Here is a 2,020-nt window from a genome sequence, read left to right as displayed (position 1 = left end):
CGGCGTGGGCAAGCAAATGTAACGCAAATGCACTTTGCCCGGCAGGGCGTGATTACAGAAGAGATGGACTACGTGGCTCGGCGGGAAAACCTGCCACCGGAGCTGATCCGCTCAGAGGTGGCGCGGGGCCGCATGATCATCCCTGCCAATATTCATCACACCAACCTAGAGCCGATGTGCATCGGGATCGCCTCCCGCTGCAAAGTCAATGCCAACATCGGCGCTTCCCCCACTTCCTCTGGGTTGGCCGAGGAGCTGGAAAAGCTGAAATTGGCCATCAAATACGGCGCCGATACCGTTATGGATCTGTCCACCGGCGGTGGCGACTTGGACGAAATTCGCACGGCCATTATCCAAGCTTCTCCGGTGCCCATTGGCACGGTGCCGATCTACCAGGCCCTGGAAAGTGTGCATGGCCATGTCGAAAAACTCTCGGCAGAGGATATCTTGCACATCATTGAAAAGCAGGCCCAGCAGGGGGTGGACTACATGACCATCCATGCCGGGATCCTGATCCAACACTTGCCGTTGGTGCGCAACCGTCTAACCGGAATTGTCTCTCGCGGAGGCGGGATCCTGGCCCGTTGGATGTTGGCCCACCACAAGCAAAATCCGCTCTACACCCACTTCCGCGACATCATCGAGATTTTCAAGAAATACGATGTCTCTTTTAGTCTGGGAGATTCCTTGCGGCCCGGATGTCTGCACGATGCTTCTGACGAGGCCCAGATGGCGGAGTTGAAAACCCTGGGACAGTTGACCCGCCTGGCCTGGGAACACGATGTGCAGGTGATGGTGGAAGGGCCTGGGCACGTGCCGATGGATCAAATTGAGTTTAACGTGCGCAAGCAAATGGAGGAGTGCGACGAGGCTCCTTTCTACGTTTTGGGGCCGCTGGTAACCGATATTGCCGCCGGCTATGACCACATCAGCTCTGCCATTGGGGCGGCCTTGGCCGGCTGGTACGGGGCAGCGATGCTCTGCTACGTAACCCCCAAAGAACACCTGGGCTTGCCCAATGCCGAGGATGTGCGCAACGGCCTCATTGCCTACAAAATTGCCGCCCACGCTGCCGATATTGCCCGCCACCGTCCTGGGGCCAGGGATCGCGATGACGAAATGTCCAGAGCCCGCTACAACTTCGACTGGAACCGACAATTTGAGTTGTCTTTGGATCCAGAGCGGGCGCGCGAATATCACGACGAAACCTTGCCGGCAGATATCTACAAAACGGCGGAGTTTTGCTCGATGTGCGGGCCGAAGTTCTGCCCCATGCAAACCAAAATGGATGCACAAGCCTTGAGCGAGCTAGAACGATTCCTGGCCACCCAGCCAACAGCCTAAGCGTTGGCCTGGCCTTGGCTTGACATGAGGTTGAAATTGATTGGATCCCATCTCTGCTCGCTGGGGAGTGAAGAGGGGCTCCTCCCCCAAGCTATGCTGGATTACAGGAGAACCCTTGCAGTTGGCTCCATTGAGCAGAGAGAGAACCATGGCACTTAGGCAACTCGGGCATGTCGCCATCCGGGTAGAAGACATCCCCAAGGCAGTGGAGTTCTACCAAAAGTTGGGCATGGTCAATGTCTGGCAGGATCCCGACTGGGCCTACATGAAAGCAGGGGACGATGGGCTGGCGCTATTGGGGCCGGGCTACCGCGCAGCAGGGCCGCACTTTGGCTTTGTCTTCGATAACCTGGAGGAGCTCCAGCAAGAGCACCAGCGCCTGAAATCCCAAGGCATTCGGGTAGGAGAAATCCACAGCCATCGGGATGGCACTGCCTCTTTCTACGGTAAGGATCCCTACGGCAACCTGTTTGAATTTTTGTATGAGCCTGCAGGAACATTTGACCAAGCTAGGGCGGCTCAGGCAACAGGTTGACCGGGCCGGTTGAGGCCGTTAACCTGCGTACCTTTGGTTCGTCCGGCTTGCAAGAGCAAAGGGATCCTCCCTGTCGAGAGGATCCCCTTTTTGTCTGGCCTTGGGCACGCCATTTGCCCGATTTGAGCCAGTAGGGTCAAC

2 protein-coding genes are annotated in these 2,020 nt (G+C 57.1%); both read left to right on the top strand.

All coding sequences use genetic code 11. From position 1 onward, the window contains the following. Positions 1–1,344: phosphomethylpyrimidine synthase ThiC (thiC, locus tag NW857_RS11985; RefSeq protein WP_414369059.1), on the top strand; the 1,344-nt coding region annotated here is incomplete at its 5' end. A gap of 148 nt (positions 1,345–1,492) precedes the next feature. Continuing rightward, positions 1,493–1,879 carry a VOC family protein gene (locus NW857_RS11980; RefSeq protein WP_414335082.1) on the top strand — a complete coding sequence of 129 codons (387 nt, stop codon included), beginning with the start codon at positions 1,493–1,495 and terminating at the stop codon, positions 1,877–1,879. The last annotated feature ends 141 nt before the right edge of the window (positions 1,880–2,020 follow it).

The sequence above is a fragment of the Synechococcus sp. H55.9 genome, from assembly GCF_047462355.1.
GTDB lineage: Bacteria > Cyanobacteriota > Cyanobacteriia > Thermostichales > Thermostichaceae > Thermostichus.
This window is presented reverse-complemented; position numbering and strand designations above follow the sequence as displayed.